The 15,531-nt window shown below is 66.4% G+C and carries 17 protein-coding genes; 7 read left to right on the top strand and 10 right to left on the bottom strand.

Translation table 11 applies throughout. The features are described from left to right. The first annotated feature begins 16 nt into the window (after positions 1–16). The 3 genes from hemW to FIV02_RS22250 all read left to right on the top strand — a co-directional run bounded on the left by hemW (position 17) and on the right by FIV02_RS22250 (position 2,095). On the top strand, positions 17–1,171 hold the full coding sequence (gene hemW / locus FIV02_RS22240) for a radical SAM family heme chaperone HemW (RefSeq protein WP_152489808.1): 1,155 nt from the start codon (positions 17–19) through the stop codon (positions 1,169–1,171). Positions 1,172–1,264: 93 nt separating this feature from the next. Continuing rightward, positions 1,265–1,588, top strand: a complete 324-nt coding sequence (locus FIV02_RS22245) for a DUF3392 domain-containing protein (protein WP_037056572.1) — start codon at positions 1,265–1,267, stop codon at positions 1,586–1,588. A 78-nt stretch (positions 1,589–1,666) separates the two neighbouring features. Next, positions 1,667–2,095 carry a GNAT family N-acetyltransferase gene (locus tag FIV02_RS22250; RefSeq protein WP_150606874.1) on the top strand — a complete coding sequence of 143 codons (429 nt, stop codon included), beginning with the start codon at positions 1,667–1,669 and terminating at the stop codon, positions 2,093–2,095. Between the two features lie 7 nt (positions 2,096–2,102). On the opposite strand, the gene FIV02_RS22255 is transcribed toward FIV02_RS22250, so the two are convergent. The 5 genes from FIV02_RS22255 to FIV02_RS22275 form a co-directional block, all read right to left on the bottom strand. Continuing rightward, the gene (locus FIV02_RS22255; RefSeq protein ID WP_037056578.1) at positions 2,103–3,446 is read right to left on the bottom strand and encodes a DUF1329 domain-containing protein; all 1,344 of its coding nucleotides are present in this window, start codon (positions 3,444–3,446) and stop codon (positions 2,103–2,105) included. A 162-nt stretch (positions 3,447–3,608) separates the two neighbouring features. Further along, a complete protein-coding gene (gene trmB / locus FIV02_RS22260; protein ID WP_152489809.1) occupies positions 3,609–4,325 on the bottom strand; it encodes a tRNA (guanosine(46)-N7)-methyltransferase TrmB in 717 nt (238 codons plus the stop codon). Positions 4,326–4,545: 220 nt separating this feature from the next. Then, a complete protein-coding gene (locus FIV02_RS22265; RefSeq protein ID WP_037056582.1) occupies positions 4,546–5,340 on the bottom strand; it encodes a thiazole synthase in 795 nt (264 codons plus the stop codon). Between the two features lie 19 nt (positions 5,341–5,359). Beyond that, positions 5,360–5,560, bottom strand: a complete 201-nt coding sequence (gene thiS, locus FIV02_RS22270; protein WP_037056584.1) for a sulfur carrier protein ThiS — start codon at positions 5,558–5,560, stop codon at positions 5,360–5,362. A 147-nt stretch (positions 5,561–5,707) separates the two neighbouring features. Further along, entirely contained in the window at positions 5,708–6,079 is a 372-nt protein-coding gene (locus tag FIV02_RS22275; protein ID WP_037056587.1) for a DUF423 domain-containing protein, read from the bottom strand. A gap of 308 nt (positions 6,080–6,387) precedes the next feature. On the opposite strand from FIV02_RS22275, the gene mtgA reads away from it, so the two are divergent. Further along, on the top strand, positions 6,388–7,116 hold the full coding sequence (gene mtgA / locus FIV02_RS22280) for a monofunctional biosynthetic peptidoglycan transglycosylase (RefSeq protein WP_152489810.1): 729 nt from the start codon (positions 6,388–6,390) through the stop codon (positions 7,114–7,116). A gap of 6 nt (positions 7,117–7,122) precedes the next feature. Here mtgA and FIV02_RS22285 read toward each other — a convergent pair whose 3' ends face one another. The 5 genes from FIV02_RS22285 to ftsY all read right to left on the bottom strand — a co-directional run bounded on the left by FIV02_RS22285 (position 7,123) and on the right by ftsY (position 11,896). After that, entirely contained in the window at positions 7,123–7,731 is a 609-nt protein-coding gene (locus FIV02_RS22285; protein WP_152489811.1) for a hypothetical protein, read from the bottom strand. A gap of 61 nt (positions 7,732–7,792) precedes the next feature. Continuing rightward, positions 7,793–8,647, bottom strand: a complete 855-nt coding sequence (rpoH, locus tag FIV02_RS22290) for an RNA polymerase sigma factor RpoH (protein WP_037056445.1) — start codon at positions 8,645–8,647, stop codon at positions 7,793–7,795. A 143-nt stretch (positions 8,648–8,790) separates the two neighbouring features. After that, the gene (gene ftsX / locus FIV02_RS22295) at positions 8,791–9,807 is read right to left on the bottom strand and encodes a permease-like cell division protein FtsX (RefSeq protein ID WP_134676418.1); all 1,017 of its coding nucleotides are present in this window, start codon (positions 9,805–9,807) and stop codon (positions 8,791–8,793) included. Further along, a complete protein-coding gene (ftsE, locus tag FIV02_RS22300) occupies positions 9,807–10,475 on the bottom strand; it encodes a cell division ATP-binding protein FtsE (protein ID WP_037056449.1) in 669 nt (222 codons plus the stop codon). The genes ftsX and ftsE overlap by 1 nt, the downstream gene beginning before the upstream one ends. Then, entirely contained in the window at positions 10,472–11,896 is a 1,425-nt protein-coding gene (ftsY, locus tag FIV02_RS22305) for a signal recognition particle-docking protein FtsY (protein WP_152489812.1), read from the bottom strand. Before ftsY ends, ftsE begins: the two co-directional genes overlap by 4 nt. 142 nt (positions 11,897–12,038) lie before the next feature. On the opposite strand from ftsY, the gene FIV02_RS22310 reads away from it, so the two are divergent. Genes FIV02_RS22310 through rsmD form a run of 3 tightly spaced genes read left to right on the top strand, consistent with a single transcriptional unit; the run spans position 12,039 to position 15,467 of the window. Beyond that, the gene (locus FIV02_RS22310; RefSeq protein WP_037056455.1) at positions 12,039–13,412 is read left to right on the top strand and encodes a pitrilysin family protein; all 1,374 of its coding nucleotides are present in this window, start codon (positions 12,039–12,041) and stop codon (positions 13,410–13,412) included. Further along, positions 13,402–14,862 (top strand): pitrilysin family protein, encoded by a 1,461-nt coding sequence (locus FIV02_RS22315; RefSeq protein WP_152489813.1) that lies wholly within the window; start codon positions 13,402–13,404, stop codon positions 14,860–14,862. Before FIV02_RS22310 ends, FIV02_RS22315 begins: the two co-directional genes overlap by 11 nt. Next, complete coding sequence (rsmD, locus tag FIV02_RS22320) at positions 14,862–15,467, top strand: 16S rRNA (guanine(966)-N(2))-methyltransferase RsmD (RefSeq protein ID WP_152489814.1); 606 nt, start codon at positions 14,862–14,864, stop codon at positions 15,465–15,467. Before FIV02_RS22315 ends, rsmD begins: the two co-directional genes overlap by 1 nt. Positions 15,468–15,531 lie beyond the last annotated feature (64 nt).

Below are 15,531 nucleotides of genomic sequence, written 5' to 3' on the forward strand. Positions count from 1 at the left end.
CTCCCGTTGCCCTACTGTGCCCAACGTCTCTCACTTCCTGCTCCCGCCCCTCGCGCTCTACATCCACATCCCGTGGTGCGTGCGCAAATGCCCCTATTGCGACTTCAACTCCCACGCGGCCGGGCCGACCCTGCCGGAAGAGGAGTACGTCAACGCGCTGCTCGCCGATCTCGACAGCGATCTGCAGCATGCCCATGGCCGACCGCTGACCTCGATCTTCTTCGGCGGTGGCACGCCCAGCCTGTTCTCCGACCGGGCGCTGGGGCGCTTGCTGGAGGGCGTCGAGCGACGCATCGCCTTCGCCGACGACATCGAGATCACCCTGGAAGCCAATCCGGGCACCTTCGAGCAGGCCAAGTTCAAGGGCTACCGCAGCCTGGGCATCAATCGCCTGTCGATCGGCGTGCAGAGTTTCCAGGAGGCCAAGCTCAAGGCACTGGGCCGTATCCACAATGGCGACGAGGCGATTCGCGCCGCCGACATGGCGCGCGCCGCCGGCTTCGACAACTTCAACCTCGACCTGATGCACGGCCTGCCCGAGCAGAGCATCGAGGACGCCCTGTTCGACCTGCGCACGGCCATCGCCCAGGCCCCGACGCACCTGTCCTGGTACCAGCTGACCATGGAGCCGAACACGGTGTTCTGGAGCCAGCCGCCGCAGCTGCCCGAGGACGACCTGCTGTGGGACATTCAGGAAGCCGGCCAGGCCCTGCTGGCCGCCGAGGGCTACGCCCAGTACGAGGTCTCCGCCTATGCCCGTCCCGGGCGGCAGGCACGGCATAACCTCAACTACTGGACCTTCGGTGACTTTCTCGGCATCGGCGCCGGCGCCCACGCCAAACGGAGTACACCGGACGGGCGCATCCTGCGAACCTGGAAGACGCGCCTGCCCAAGGACTACCTCGACCCGAGCAAGGCCTACCAGGCCGGCGAACGCGTGCTGGATGCCGAGGAGCTGCCGTTCGAATTCCTGATGAACGTGCTGCGCCTGACCGAGGGCGCGCCTGTCGAGCTGTTCAGCCAGCGCACCGGCCTACCACTCGCACAGCTCGACGGCGCACGGCGCGAGGGCGAACGCCTGGGCCTGCTGCAGGCCGACGACAGGCGTCTGGTCGCCACGGCCAGGGGCCAGCTGTTTCTCAACGACCTGCTGCAGCTGTTCCTGGCCTAGATCGCCCACTGCAGGGCCGCAATCCGGTAGGCTTGTGCGCTTCGCTCGTGCAGCCACCGGCAGTGCTGCACCGACCGTTACCAAGGAGCCTGCATGGATCTGCTACTGGACCTGATCGTCACCCTGTCACGCTGGAGTCGCAGCCACCTCAGCGACATCTCCCTGGCCATCATGGCCACCCTGCTGGTGCTGTTCGGCCCGCTGATCAATGCCTGGGTCCAGCGCACCATCGGCAATCTCAATTTCGTCCTGCGTACCCTGCTGTTCGTGATCTTCTGCGCGGTCGGCTACGGCCTGGCGATCATCTTCCTCACGCCCTGGCTGACCAAGGGCCTGACGTACTTCAACAACTTCACCCTGGCACCGGTGCTGATTCTGATCTTCGTGGTCATCGGCATCCTCGCCGATCGCAACTAGCCCGGCTCACGCCAGTACCGGTGAGCGACCACCGGCGGCGGCGCCATACACAGAACTCGACCCGACAAGGACGTCATCATGATCCGCCCCTACCTGAACACTGACTGCGACGCGCTGCTCGACATCTGGCTGAGCGCCTCGCTACAGGCCCACGACTTCGTGCCCGAGGCATTCTGGCGCGATCAGCTCGGCGCGATGCGCGAGCACTATCTGCCCCTGGCCGAAACGCTGGTGCTGGAACAGGGCGGCACGCCCCTGGCCTTCGCATCCGTGCATGAAGGGCGCCTCGCGGCGCTGTTCGTCAGCCCGGAGCAGCAGGGCTGCGGCCTTGGCCTGCAGTTGCTGGAGGCCGTCATGGCCGAGCGCACGCGGCTCGAGCTGGATGTCTACCAGGCCAACGGGCGGGCAACCGCCTTCTACCGTCGCGCCGGCTTCGAGGTGATCGCTCAGGGGCACGACCCGCACACCGGCCAGGCGCAGCTGACGATGGCCTGGTCGCGCCCCTGAGGCGGCTTCAGTTGCCTTCGCGGCGCAGGGCCTGCGGGGTGAAGTCGCGCGGGCTCAACTTGGCGTTGAAGTCGTACATCGGCTCGTTGTTGTCGAGGCCGTCGGCGAAGTAGCGCCCACCCTTGAGGTCGTAGATGGTCTCCAGGGTCGAGCCGAACATCGGCACGTCGTAGTAGCTGATCGGGTGCGCCTCCTGCAGGCCGATCAACGCGCCGCTGCGGTCATACAGGTCGACGGCGAGAATCTGCCAGCTGTCCTCGTCCAGGTAGAAACGACGCTTGCCGTAGGGATGGCTGAAGCCCTTGCGCAGCTCGGCTTCCACCACCCAGACGCGGTGCAGCTCGTAGCGCAACAGCTCCGGGTTGACGTGTTTGGCCTGCAGGATGTCGGCGTAGGGAATACCGCGCTGGTGCACGGCATAGCTGTTGTAGGGCATCAGCATCTCGCGCTTGCCCAGCAACTGCCATTCGTAGCGATCCGGCGCACCGTTGTAAGAGTCCACCTGGTCGGCGGTGGCCATGCCGTTGGTGTCCGGTTGCAGGGTGTCGTAGGCGAGCATCGGCAGGCGCCGTACGCGGCGTTCGCCACGGTTGAAACGCCAGGCCTTGCGAATGGCCAGGACCTGGTCGAGTGTCTCCTGCACCACCAGGGCCGAGCCGGCCAGCTTGGCCGGCGCCACCACCTTGTACTTGTAGTAGAACAGGGTGTTGTCCAGGTCCTGCGGGGCAACGCCATCGCGCCCGTAGAGGAAGTAGATGTCACGCTCGAGCTTGAGCAGGTTGTAGCTGCCATTGGCGAGCACGGCGGCCTGGTTGGTGGCCATGCTGATCTGGTCGCCACGGTAGCGCATGATGTGATTCCAGATGGCTTCCTGACCGTTCTGCGGCAACGGGAAAGGCACGCCGGCCGCAGCGCCCTGCACACCGTTGCCACCGGAGATCAGTTCGGCGTTGAGCGCATTGAAACGCGTCGCGTCGTAGATCCGCTGGGGCGCCGCCGCGCTGCGGCGGGTCGGGAACACCCGCAGGTAGAAGCTGGGGTTCTGCTGCAGCAGCGTCTTCAGGCCAACCGGCAGCAGTTGCTCGTATTGCGCCAGGTTCTGGCTGTCGACGCGGTACAGCAGTTTGTCGTCGGCATAGGGATCAGGGTGATGCATGCCCGGCCGGTAGCCCGCAGGCGGCGTGGCCAGGCCACCGGTCCAGGCAGGGATGGTGCCGCTGGCATTGCCTGCGCGCTCGCCACCCAGCGGGGTCAGGTCCTGCCCCAGGCGGGCTGCCTGGCTGGCATCGATCTTGGCCTGCGCCTGAAATGCCAGGGCAGTCAGCAGAAGAAGGGAAACCGATCTCAACACAATGCTCTCCTCGCGACGCCATGACAGCGGCGTCGCCAATACCTGCACGCCCTCTGTGAGCGTGCTTATCGTTGTTGTGTTCTGAGGTGAGGCGCCATCCTGGCCGTCGGGTTGTCCCGATCTAATCGTGCATCCTGCCGGTCAATCGCATGCAGCGTGGTCTTACTCCTGACGCTGGAACTTGAGGTCCCACACGCCATGCCCGAGACGCTCGCCGCGGCGCTCGAACTTGGTCACCGGGCGCTCCTCGGGGCGCGGCACGTAGGTGCCGTCGGCGGCCAGGTTGCGATAACCAGGCGCGGCGTTCATCACCTCGAGCATGTGCTCAGCATAGTTCTCCCAGTCCGTGGCCATGTGCAGCACCCCGCCGACCTTCAACTTGCTGCGGACCAGTTCAGCGAAGGCCGGCTGGACGATGCGGCGCTTGTGGTGACGGGCCTTGTGCCACGGGTCGGGGAAGAACAGCAGCACGCGATCCAGGCTGGCATCGGCCACGCAGTCGCGCAGCACTTCCAGGGCATCGCAGCTGTAGACGCGCAGGTTGCCCAGGTTCTGCGTCATCACCCCGTTGAGCAGTGCGCCCACGCCCGGCTTGTGCACTTCGACGCCGATGAAGTCATGCTCCGGCGCAGCCGCAGCCATTTCCAGGGTGGAGTGGCCCATGCCGAAACCGATCTCGAAGGTGCGCGGCGCGCTGCGGCCGAAGACCTGGTCGAAATCGCGCAGGCCGTCTTCCAGCTCCAGGCCGAACAGCGGCCAGCCCTTGTCCAGGCCCCGCTGCTGGCCTTCGGTCATGCGCCCGGCACGCATCACGAAACTCTTGATGGTACGGCGCTGGCGACCGTCTTCGGTCAGTTCGGGCTGTTGGGTGTCAGTCATGCTGTGCTCTTCTAGAATGCTTTACGATTTCGCGGGCCGGAGCCATGCGAGGCCTGCACGGCCTTCGGCGGAACAGGCAAGGAACGCTCGGCGTCGCGGACGACGGTGCCGAAGCACATGAGCGATACTCGCTTCGCGGCCGCACTGGAAAGTGCATCAGCCGCAAGCGGCGTTCCGAGCCTGTTTTGACGCGGCGGGGCCGACGCGCAACCAATCGTCCTTACTTGATCAGGCCATCCAGCGGGGATGAGGCGCTGGCATAGAGTTTCTTCGGCATGCGCCCGGCCAGGTAGGCCAGACGACCGGCTTCGACCGCATGCTGCATGGCGCGCGCCATGAGGATCGGGTCCTGCGCGTGGGCGATGGCGCTGTTGAGCAGCACGCCCTCGCAGCCCAGCTCCATGGCAATGGCGGCATCGGAGGCCGTGCCCACACCGGCATCGACCAGCACCGGCACCTTGGCCTCCTCGAGGATGATGCGCAGGTTGTACGGGTTGCAGATGCCCAGGCCAGAGCCGATCAGACCGGCCAGCGGCATCACCGCGATGCAGCCGATCTCGGCCAGCTGGCGGGCGATGATCGGGTCGTCGCTGGTGTACACCATCACGTCGAAGCCGTCCTTGACCAGCACTTCGGCGGCCTTGATGGTTTCGATGACATTGGGGAACAGGGTCTTCTGGTCAGCCAGGACTTCCAGCTTCACCAGGTTGTGACCATCGAGCAGCTCGCGCGCCAGGCGGCAGGTGCGCACGGCCTCGACCGCATCAAAGCAGCCGGCGGTATTGGGCAGGATGGTGTACTTGTCGGGGCTGATCACGTCGAGCAGGTTCGGCTCACCCGGATTCTGGCCGATGTTGGTACGGCGCACCGCCACGGTGACGATCTCGGCGCCGGAAGCGGCGATGGCATCACGGGTTTCGTCCATATCCTTGTACTTGCCGGTGCCGACCAGCAGACGCGACTGGAAGGTACGACCGGCCAGTACGAAGGGCTTGTCGCTGCGAACTTGGCTCATGGGAAACTCCTCAGAGGGATCAACCGCCGCCGATGGCGTGCACCACTTCCACCTGGTCGCCTTCGGCGAGCGGCGTGCTGTCGTGCTGGCTGCGTGGAACGATGTCCAGGTTGAGCTCGACCGCCACGCGACGGCCGGTCAGATCGAGGCGAACCAACAGGTCGGCGACGCTCTGGTTTTCCGGCAGTTCGAAGGGTTCACCATTCAATTGAATGCGCATGACGGCTCGGTCATAACTAGAAAGAGGGCCGGCATTCTAGCCCGATAGCCAGCCGCTACCAAGGCTAAAAGGCGCCATTCGTCATAGGGTCTGTTGCCGCTTCGCACTCACCGAAACGGCAACAGACCCTGCCATCTGACGCCAGGGTCAGGTCATTTTCCAGGCGCTCAGGCCCAGACACAGCCAGCCGACGAGGAAGGCCACACCACCGAATGGGGTGATCATGCCGAGCTTGCCGATGCCACTGAGGGTGAGCCCGTAGAGGCTGCCCGAGAACAGCACGATGCCCACGGCGAACGCCGTGCCGGCCAGATTGACCAGGCGTCCCGGCACATGCAGGGCCAGCAGGCCGACACCGAACAGCGCCAGCGCATGCACCAGCTGGTAATGCGTCCCCGTCTGGAACACCGCCAGGTAGTCGGGCGTCAGCTTGTGTTTCAGGCCATGAGCCGCAAAGGCACCCAGGGCGACACCGGTAAAGCCGGCGAAAGCGGATAACAGCAACCAGAGGCGGGCCATGGAAACTCCTGATGAGGTCGACGTGGACGCAGTTTAACCACTGCGCCAGCGGGCGCAGTGGTTGTTATTGTCACACCCGCGGCCAACCTGTGCGCGCGCTGGGGTTCCTCCAGCGCTTTTTGGTGCCTGCCATCCCTGGCGGCAACCCTTCGGGCCGTCGCGAGGCGACGTCAAAAATCGCTCCCGGCGATTTTTTGTGGCCTGCCATCCCTGGCGGCGACCCTTCGGGCCGTCGCGGGGCGACGTCAAAAATCGCTCCAGGCGATTTTTTGTTTTAATAGCGGCTGATTTCATAACTGCGAAGCCTCATGCTCCGAGCACTGACCCGCCGCCTGCTGAAACTCCTGCTCTGGCTGATCCTGGCCAGCGTGCTGCTGGTGCTCGCCCTGCGCTGGGTGCCGCCACCCGGCACGGCCCTGATGATCGAACGCAAGATCGAGTCCTGGGGCAGCGAGCAGCCCCTCGAACTCAAGCGCCAGTGGCGACCCTGGAACGAGCTGCCGGACAGCCTGAAAATGGCGGTGATCGCCGCGGAAGACCAGAAGTTCGCCAACCACTGGGGCTTCGATCTCGGCGCCATCCAGGCCGCCCTGCAGCACAACCAGAATGGCGGCTCGTTGCGCGGCGCCAGCACGCTGAGTCAGCAGGTGGCGAAGAATCTGTTCCTCTGGTCCGGCCGCAGCTGGCTGCGCAAGGGCCTGGAAGCCTGGTTCACCGCACTGATCGAGCTGCTCTGGTCGAAAGAGCGCATTCTCGAGGTGTACCTCAATAGCGTGGAATGGGGTGACGGCGTCTTCGGCGCCGAGGCCGCCGCGCAGCAGCACTTCGGCGTCGGCGCGCCCTACCTGAATCGCCAGCAGGCCAGCCAACTGGCCGCCGTGCTGCCCAACCCGCTGCGCTGGAGCGCGGGCCGCCCGGATGGCTACATCCTGCGTCGCTCCGCCTGGATCCGCCAGCAGATGAACCAGCTGGGGGGCGGCCACTACCTCAACCAGCTCAAGCCCAGCTATCCGGACTGGTGGCCAGGCTGGCTGTAAAGCGCCCTAGCGGCTGCGAAAGGCCTTGCGCGGCAGCGCATGCAGCAGCGCGATGTCGTCACCACTCAGGTGCACCGTCAGCCCCCACTGCGGGTAGACCCAGGCTTGTCCCTCTGCCAGCTCCAGGCTGAGACGCGGCTGCCCCAGGCTGGCAGCCAGACGTTCGCTGGCCAGTGACGCCGGGGCGCCAAGGTTCAGACTGGCGATGGAGAAACGCGCCATCTGCTCGACGAGCACAGCGGGCAATACCTGCTCGGCGTCGCCCGGGCGCAACCCTTGCGCCGCCATCAGGCTGTCACGCTGGCTGTCGCTCAACGCCAGCACGGCCTGCAGCGACCATTCACCCTCCTCTCCCTGAAGCCGGGCACGGTAGCTCAGACGCGCACCATCCAGGCGCGGTTCCAGCCACAGCTCGCCGGGGGCCAGACGCAGCAGATCCGCCAGTTGCAGATGATCGTCCGCCAGAGGCTGCAGGAACGCGTCGCGCCAGGTCTGCAGGTTGGCAACCGGCTGGACCTCGGTGCCGCGCATCAGCCAGGCGCCCCAGGCGAAGAACAGCACGGCCACGACGATGAACAGGAGCCCGTGCTGTGCTCTCAGGGGTGGCTTGTTCACACGATGGCTCCAGGCAGAAAAAAGCCGCACCCAGGTGCGGCTTCTCGTTGGCTCGACAGGCTCAGGCGGCGATACAGCCCTTGAGCTTGTTCATGGCGTTCTTCTCCAGCTGGCGAATACGCTCGGCCGACACATTGTACTTGGCGGCCAGGTCATGCAGCGTCGCCTTCTCCTCGGCCAGCCAGCGCTGGTAGAGAATGTCGCGGCTGCGCTCGTCCAGGCTTTCCAGCGCTTCGTGCAGGTTGCTGCTGGAGCTGTCGCTCCAGTCGGCGTCCTCGAGCTGGCGGGCCGGGTCGTAGCGATGGTCTTCCAGATAGTGCGCGGGCGACTGGTAGGCGCTGTCGTCGTCGGCATCGGCGGCCGGATCGAAGGCCATGTCCTGACCGGTCAGGCGGCTTTCCATCTCGCGCACTTCGTGCGGCTCGACGCCCAGGCTCTCGGCCACGGCCGTCACTTCATCGTTGTTCAGCCAGGCCAGACGCTTCTTCTGGCTGCGCAGGTTGAAGAACAGCTTGCGCTGGGCCTTGGTGGTGGCCACTTTGACGATGCGCCAGTTCTTCAGGATGAACTCGTGGATTTCCGCACGGATCCAGTGCACGGCGAAGGACACCAGGCGCACGCCCATTTCCGGGTTGAAGCGCTTGACCGCCTTCATCAGGCCGACGTTGCCCTCCTGGATCAGGTCGGCCTGGGCCAGACCGTAGCCGGAGTAACTGCGCGCGATATGCACCACGAAACGCAGGTGGGCCAGCACCATCTGGCGGGCGGCCTCGAGATCCTGCTGGTAGTAGAGATTTTCGGCCAGTTCACGCTCCTGCTCGGGCGTCAGCAGCGGAATGCTGTTGACCGCATGCACGTACGCTTCCAGGTTGGCGCCTGGAACCAGAGCATGAACAGGTTGCAAGGAAGTGGACATTCGAATCCTCCGATTCACGAAACTCGTGCAGTGTAGCACTGCGCTATCTGATGCAGGGCCTGTGGATAAGTTCCCTGACAGATAGTCAATATCAACCAAAACAATGACTTGTCAGCTGGCGTTCAGCTTGCCGGACAAGCCCATCAACGCGGCGCCAGCTCGTTCAGATGCCGCGCTACCGCCAGCCAGGCGCCAATATAGCCCAACAGCACGGCGCCCAGCAGCAGCGAAAAGCCGTCGCCCGAAGGTACGCCACCCAGCGCGAAATCGCTACCGTAAAGGCCGGCCAAACGTACTACAGCATCGTTCAGCCAATCCAGCCCGAAGGCCAGCAGCAGCCAGGCGAAGACACCGGCACCGAAACCGTACAGCGCGCCCATGTAGAGGAAGGGGCGACGCACGTAACCGTCGGTGCCGCCGACCAGCTTGATCACTTCGATCTCGGCGCGGCGGTTCTCGATGTGCAGGCGGATGGTGTTGCCGATCACCAGCAGCAGCGCCAGGATCAGCAGCACGCTGAGGCCGAAGACGAAGCGGTCGCCCAGCTTGAGAATCGCGGTCAGGCGTTCGACCCAGACCAGGTCCAGCTGCGCCTGTTCCACCTTGGGCAGTTCGGCCAGGCGCTGGCGCAGGGCTTCCAGCTTGGCCTTGTCGACCTCCTTGGGCGTGACCAGCACCACACCCGGCAACGGGTTCTCCGGCAGTTCCTTGAGCGCCTGACCGAGGCCGGAAAGCTGCTGGAACTCTTCCAGCGCCTGCTCACGGCTGATCCACTCGACGTCGGCGACATCGTCCATCGCCTTGATCTGCTCGCGCAGCGCCTCGCCTTCACGCTCACTGGCGGACAGCTCGAGGAACAGGGAAATCTGCGCCGCACGCTGCCAGGAGCCGCCGAGTTTCTCGACGTTGTCCAGCAGCAGCGACAGGCCCATGGGCATGCTCAGCGCCACGGCCATCACCAGGCAGGTGAAGAAACTGCCGATGGGCTGGCGCGCCAGACGGCGCAGGCTGTCGACGATGCTGGCGCGGTGGCTTTCCAGCCAGGCGTGGAACAGGGTACGGAAATCCGGCTCGTCCGCCGGACGGGCCGCCACCTTGTTGCGCGGCGCCGCGCCGACGCGTTCGGCCGGTTGCGGCGTGGGCATCTTCGACGCGCTCATCAGGCTGCCTCCCCATCGCCGATCAGGCGGCCACGTTGCAGGGTGAGCATGCGCTGGCGCATGCGCGCGATCAACGCCAGGTCGTGGCTGGCGATCAGCACCGTGGTGCCCAGCTGATTGATGTCTTCGAACACGCCCATGATCTCGGCGGCCAGGCGCGGGTCGAGGTTGCCGGTGGGTTCGTCCGCCAGCAGCAGTGCCGGGCGATGGACGATGGCGCGGGCGATGCCGACGCGCTGCTGCTGACCGGTGGACAGGTCACCCGGAGCCTGGGCGGCCTTGTCGCTGAGGCTGACCCGCTCCAGCGCCGAACCGACGCGCCTGGCGATGTCGGGCTTGGACAGGCCGAGAATCTGCAGCGGCAGGGCGACGTTGTCGTACACCGTGCGGTCGAACAGCAGCTGGTGGTTCTGGAACACCACACCGATCTGTCGGCGCAGGAAGGGAATCTGCGCATTGGTGATGGTCGACAGGTCCTGCCCGGCCAGTAGCAGCTTGCCGCTGGTGGGCCGCTCCATTGCCAGCAGCAGGCGCAGCAGCGTGCTCTTGCCGGCGCCGGAGTGGCCGGTGACGAAGAGAAACTCGCCGGGGCGAACGCGGAAGGTCAGTTCGTGCAGCCCGACATGGCCATTGGGATAACGCTTGGCGACCTGCTCGAATCGGATCATCCGCGTTCACGCTCCTCGAAGAGTGCCTGGACGAAGTCCTGGGCCTGGAACGGGCGCAGGTCGTCGATGCCTTCACCCACGCCGATGTAGCGGATCGGCAGGCCGAACTGCTTGGCCAGGGCGAAGATGACCCCGCCCTTGGCGGTGCCGTCGAGCTTGGTCAACGCCAGACCGGTGAGGTTCACCGTCTGATTGAACTGCTTGGCCTGGCTGATGGCGTTCTGTCCGGTGCCGGCGTCGAGCACCAGCAGCACTTCGTGCGGCGCCGTGTCGTCCAGCTTGCCAATCACCCGACGGACCTTCTTCAGCTCTTCCATCAGGTTGTCCTTGGTGTGCAGGCGCCCGGCGGTGTCGGCGATCAGCACGTCGACGCCACGCGACTTGGCCGCCTGGACCGCGTCGAAGATCACCGAAGCCGAGTCGGCGCCGGTGTGCTGGGCGATCACCGCGATGTTGTTGCGCTCACCCCAGACCTGCAGCTGCTCCACGGCAGCGGCGCGGAAGGTATCGCCAGCGGCGAGCATGACCTTCTTGCCGTCGAGCTGCAGCTTCTTGGCCAGCTTGCCGATGGTGGTGGTCTTGCCGACACCGTTCACGCCGACCACGAGGATCACGTAGGGCTGCTTGGCACTGTCGATCTGCAGCGGCTGCTCGACCGGCTTGAGCAGGGTCACCAGCTCTTCCTGCAGCGCCTTGTACAGCGCGCCGCTGTCGGCCAGCTCCTTGCGCGCCACGCGCTTGGTCAGGTTGCCGATGATCGCGGTGGTCGCCTCGACACCGACGTCGGCGGTGAGCAGGCGGGTTTCCAGGTCGTCTAGCAGGTCATCATCAATGGCCTTCTTGCCAAGGAACAGGCTGGCCATGCCCTCGCCCAGACTGGCGCTGGTCTTGGAAAGGCCCTGCTTGAGGCGGGCGAAGAAGCCCGGCTTGTCCTGGGTGGCAGCAACCGGCGTGGCGGGAGCCTGAGGTACCGGGGCAGCCGGTTCGGCGACAGCGACCGGCTCGGGCACTGCAGCGACGGCCGGGCTCGGCGTGGGCTCGGCGACCGGGACAACAGCCGGGTTCGGCGCCGCCTCGACAACCGGGGCAGGTGCCGCAGCAGGGCTCGGCACCACCGGCGTGGCGTCGACGACAGGCGCCGGGGCCTCGGGCTGCGGCTGCGGCTGCGGCTGCGGCTGCGGCTGCGGCTGCGGCTCGGGGAGTGTGTCGAGGCGCGGCGCAGGCGTCTCCTGCACCTCGGCAGCAGGCGCATTCGCCGCCTCGTCAGCCACGCCCGGCACGGGCTCGGGCGCCGACTCAGGCGTCGACGCGGTGGGCTTCTTGCGCCACCAGCTGAACAGGGATTTCTTTTCTTCGGTCACAGGCGGGTTCTGCGCGCCGGCATCGGCCGGCGACTTCTTGTCGTCATTGGAACCAAACATGGGTCGCTTGCATCTCAAGGGAGCGTTCGCTCACAGGCTGCAAAGCCTTGCTGCGCCGCCCCGGAAAAGGATGGGGTATCCTAGCACCTCTTCGCCCGCTGGCGGTACGACCGCCCAGGCTATCCGACAGGTCAGACTCTCGATGAATGCCATTGCCCGCCGTTCCCTCGGCCTGCTGTTCGGCGCCCTTTGCGCGCCAATGGTGGCCTTCGCCTCACCCGCTCAACCCACCCACGAATTCAGTCTCGACAATGGCCTAAAGGTCATCGTGCGCGAAGACCACCGCGCCCCCGTGGTGGTCTCCCAGCTCTGGTACAAGGTCGGTTCCAGCTACGAGACACCCGGCTCCACCGGCCTGTCCCATGCCCTGGAGCACATGATGTTCAAGGGCAGCGCCAAGCTCGGCCCGGGCGAGGCCTCGCAGGTGCTGCGCGACCTGGGGGCGGAAGAGAACGCCTTCACCAGCGACGACTACACCGCCTACTACCAGGTCCTGGCCAGCGACCGTCTGGGCGTGGCGCTGGAGCTGGAGGCCGACCGTCTGGCCAGCCTGCAGCTGCCGGCCAACGAGTTCGACAAGGAAATCGAGGTGATCAAGGAGGAACGCCGCCTGCGCACCGACGACCGTCCCTCGTCCAAGGCCTTCGAGCTGTTCAAGGCCATGGCCTACCCGGCCAGCGGCTACAGCATCCCCACCATCGGCTGGATGGCCGACCTGGAGCGCATGCACATCGACGAACTGCGCGCCTGGTACCGCCAGTGGTACGCGCCGAACAACGCCACCCTGGTGGTGGTCGGCGACGTCAGCGTCGATCAGGTGAAGAGCCTGGCCCAGCGCTACTTCGCCGCCATCCCGCGCCGCGAGGTGCCCAAGGCCAAGCTGCCGCTGGAGCTACAGGCCGCCGGTGAACGACGCACCACGCTCTACCTCAAGACCCAGCTGCCGAACCTGATGATGGGCTTCAACGTGCCCAGCCTGGCCACCACCGCGACGCCGCGCCAGGTCTACGCCCTGCGCCTGGCGGCAGCCCTGCTCGACGGCGGTTACAGCGCGCGCCTGTCCACGCGCCTGGAACGTGGCGAGGAACTCGTCTCCGGCGCCAGTGCCTGGTACAACGCCTTCACCCGTGGCGACAGCCTGTTCGTCCTCACGGCCACGCCCAACGTGCAGAAAGGCAAGACCCTGGAGCAGGCCGAAGCGGGCCTGTGGCGCGAACTGGAAGCCCTGAAGAAGACGCCGCCATCCGCCGCCGAGCTGGCCCGGGTGCGCGCCCAGGTCATTGCCGGCCTGGTCTATGAGCGCGATTCGATCACCAGCCAGGCCACCAGCATCGGCCAGCTGGAGACCGTCGGCCTGTCCTGGAAGCTGATCGACCAGGAACTGGCCGAGCTGGAAGCCGTGACCCCGGCCGACATCCAGCAGGCTGCCCGCACCTTCTTCGTCCGCGACCGCCTGAGCGTCGCCCACGTCCTGCCCGAAGCGTCCCGTAACCAGGAGTCCCGTCATGAAGACTGAGCACCGCCGTCTGGGCCTGCTCGGCCTGGCCCTGTCCACCGCCCTGGCACTGGGCGCCTGCAGCGTCGTCGGCAAGCCGGCGGCCACCGGCGAAGGCGCCAAGCTGCAATCACTGGCGGCCCTCGACAACCAGGCACCGACCCGGCGCACGCTGGACATCCAAACCTGGAACACCGCGCAAGGCGCCAAGGTGCTGTTCGTCGAAGCCCATGAGCTGCCGATGTTCGACCTGCGCCTGACCTTCGCCGCTGGCAGCAGCCAGGATGGCGACGTACCGGGCCTGGCGGCCCTGACCAATGCCATGCTCAACGAGGGTGTGCCAGGCAAAGACGTCGGCGCCATCGCCTCCGGCTTCGAGGGCCTCGGTGCCGACTTCGGCAACGGCTCCTACCGCGACATGGCCGTGGCCAGCCTGCGCAGCCTCAGCGCCCGCGAGCAGCGCGAGCCGGCCCTGGCGCTGTTCAGCCAGGTGCTGGGCAAGCCGACCTTCCCGGCCGACTCGCTGGCGCGCATCAAGAACCAGCTGCTCGCCGGCTTCGAGTACCAGAAGCAGAACCCCGGCAAGCTGGCCAGCCTGGAACTGTTCGAGCACCTGTACGGCAAGCACCCCTATGCACACCCGAGCGATGGCACGCCGCAGTCGATCCCGGCGATCACCCGCCAGCAGCTGCAGGCCTTCCACGCCCGCGCATACACCCCTGGCAACGCGGTGATCGCTCTGGTCGGCGACCTGTCGCGCAGTGAGGCCGAGGCCATCGCCAGGCAGGTCTCCGCCGCCCTGCCGCAGGGTCCGGCGCTGGCCGCGATCGCCCAGCCGCAAACGCCCAAGCCCGGCAGCAGCCACATCGAGTACCCGTCCAACCAGACGCACCTGATGCTGGCCCAGCTCGGCATCGACCGCCGCGATCCGGACTACGCCGCCCTGTACCTGGGCAACCAGATCTTCGGCGGCGGCGGCTTCGGCACCCGCCTGATGAGCGAAGTGCGCGAGAAACGCGGCCTGACCTACGGCGTCTATTCCGGCTTCAGCGCCATGCAGGCGCGCGGGCCTTTCATGATCAACCTGCAGACCCGCGCCGAACTCAGCGAGGGCACCCTGGCGCTGGTCAAACAGCTGCTCGCCGACTACCTGCGCGAGGGCCCGACCCAGCAGGAACTGGACAACGCCAAGCGCGAGCTGGCCGGCAGCTTTCCGCTGTCCACCGCGAGCAACGCCGACATCGTCGGGCAACTGGCCTCGATGGGCTTCTATGACCTGCCGCTGAGCTACCTGGACGACTTCATGCGTGACGTGCAGGGCCTGACCACCGAGCAGGTGAAGGCCGCGATGGCCAGGCACCTCGACCCCGCGGCACTGGTGGTGGTCACTGCCGGCCCGACCGTAGCGCAGAAGGAACTGCCGCCGCCCACCGAGCGCCCCAGCGAGCTGCCCAGCACGGTGCCGCACTGATGCGCGGCCGTACCCCGCAGAAGGCGCCCGGCAAGGCCCATGGCGGCCAGGGCCAGTTGCGCATCATCGGCGGCGAGTGGCGCTCGCGGCGCTTCGCCTTTCCTGACGGGCCGGGCCTGCGCCCGACCCCGGACCGGGTGCGCGAGACCCTGTTCAACTGGCTGGCACCCCATGTCGAGGGCGCCCACGTGCTCGACCCCTTCGCCGGCAGCGGCGCCCTGCTGCTCGAAGCGCTGTCGCGTGGCGCCGCCAGCGGCCTGGCCTGCGATCTCAACCCGGCGTCGGTGAACGCCCTGCGCGGACACCTGACGACCCTGCAGTGCAGCGCCGGCGAGATCCAGCTGGGCGATGCCCTGCAGCTGCTGGCGCGCCCGGCCCCGCGATGCTTCGACATCGTCCTGCTCGACCCGCCGTTCCACAAGGACCTGCTGCAGGCTGCCTGCACGCTGCTGGAAACGCAGGGCTGGCTGGCCGCTGACGCCTGGGTCTATACCGAAAGCGAAACGCCGCCCTCGACCCTGGGCCTGCCCGGCAACTGGCGCCTGCACCGCGAGAAACACACCGGCCAGGTGCACTATGCGCTGTGGCAACGCAGCGCACAGTGACCTGCCTGGGGTGAGTGCTGGCGAGGCAAGCGCCATCCACCCGACCAGGCCACGCTGAACGCCA

It is taken from the genome of Pseudomonas sp. THAF187a, from assembly GCF_009363395.1.
Classification (GTDB): domain Bacteria; phylum Pseudomonadota; class Gammaproteobacteria; order Pseudomonadales; family Pseudomonadaceae; genus Aquipseudomonas; species Aquipseudomonas khazarica.

What these genes read in the sequence shown, in the direction of transcription:
- thiS (WP_037056584.1), bottom strand. Translation starts at nt 5,560, where the DNA reads ATGCGCATTCAATTGAATGGTGAACCCTTCGAACTGCCGGAAAACCAG.
- mtgA (WP_152489810.1), top strand. Translation starts at nt 6,388, where the DNA reads ATGCTCCGAGCACTGACCCGCCGCCTGCTGAAACTCCTGCTCTGGCTG.
- ftsE (WP_037056449.1), bottom strand. Translation starts at nt 10,475, where the DNA reads ATGATCCGATTCGAGCAGGTCGCCAAGCGTTATCCCAATGGCCATGTC.
- ftsY (WP_152489812.1), bottom strand. Translation starts at nt 11,896, where the DNA reads ATGTTTGGTTCCAATGACGACAAGAAGTCGCCGGCCGATGCCGGCGCG.
- FIV02_RS22250 (WP_150606874.1), top strand. Translation starts at nt 1,667, where the DNA reads ATGATCCGCCCCTACCTGAACACTGACTGCGACGCGCTGCTCGACATC.
- FIV02_RS22265 (WP_037056582.1), bottom strand. Translation starts at nt 5,340, where the DNA reads ATGAGCCAAGTTCGCAGCGACAAGCCCTTCGTACTGGCCGGTCGTACC.
- trmB (WP_152489809.1), bottom strand. Translation starts at nt 4,325, where the DNA reads ATGACTGACACCCAACAGCCCGAACTGACCGAAGACGGTCGCCAGCGC.
- ftsX (WP_134676418.1), bottom strand. Translation starts at nt 9,807, where the DNA reads ATGAGCGCGTCGAAGATGCCCACGCCGCAACCGGCCGAACGCGTCGGC.
- FIV02_RS22275 (WP_037056587.1), bottom strand. Translation starts at nt 6,079, where the DNA reads ATGGCCCGCCTCTGGTTGCTGTTATCCGCTTTCGCCGGCTTTACCGGT.
- rsmD (WP_152489814.1), top strand. Translation starts at nt 14,862, where the DNA reads ATGCGCGGCCGTACCCCGCAGAAGGCGCCCGGCAAGGCCCATGGCGGC.
- rpoH (WP_037056445.1), bottom strand. Translation starts at nt 8,647, where the DNA reads ATGTCCACTTCCTTGCAACCTGTTCATGCTCTGGTTCCAGGCGCCAAC.
- FIV02_RS22245 (WP_037056572.1), top strand. Translation starts at nt 1,265, where the DNA reads ATGGATCTGCTACTGGACCTGATCGTCACCCTGTCACGCTGGAGTCGC.
- FIV02_RS22310 (WP_037056455.1), top strand. Translation starts at nt 12,039, where the DNA reads ATGAATGCCATTGCCCGCCGTTCCCTCGGCCTGCTGTTCGGCGCCCTT.
- FIV02_RS22315 (WP_152489813.1), top strand. Translation starts at nt 13,402, where the DNA reads ATGAAGACTGAGCACCGCCGTCTGGGCCTGCTCGGCCTGGCCCTGTCC.